1 protein-coding gene is annotated in these 293 nt (G+C 70.3%); it reads right to left on the bottom strand.

What is annotated here, in order from left to right; genetic code table 11:
- On the bottom strand, window positions 1–293 hold a 293-nt coding region (locus EIK80_RS25520), incomplete at both ends, for an alpha/beta fold hydrolase (RefSeq protein WP_148099139.1).

Genomic DNA, 293 nt, shown 5'->3' with positions numbered 1-293 from the left:
TCCAGGGGCCCGCCAGCACGAGTCGATCCACCTGCTCGGGATGGGCCAGGGCGTAGTCGACCGCCAGTCCCGAGCCCGAAGACGAGCCGACCAGGGTCGCGTGCGGGGGGTCCAGCGCCTTCAACAGCACCGCCAGATCGTCGACGGGGCGGTAGGGCTGGGCGGCCGGCGGCGAGGCGCCGTAGCCTCGCCGGTCATAGCGGATCACCTTGAAGCGCTGGCAGAGCATGGGCCAGACGTCGTCATAGGCGGCCGAATGCAGGACGCCGCCGTGCAATAGCACGATGGTCCTG

Origin of the sequence: Caulobacter sp. 602-1 (assembly GCF_003931565.1) — a bacterium.
In the GTDB taxonomy this organism is placed as follows: Bacteria; Pseudomonadota; Alphaproteobacteria; order Caulobacterales; family Caulobacteraceae; genus Caulobacter.
The sequence above is the reverse complement of the archived record's forward strand: the minus strand, read 5'-3'. Positions and strand labels throughout refer to the sequence as shown.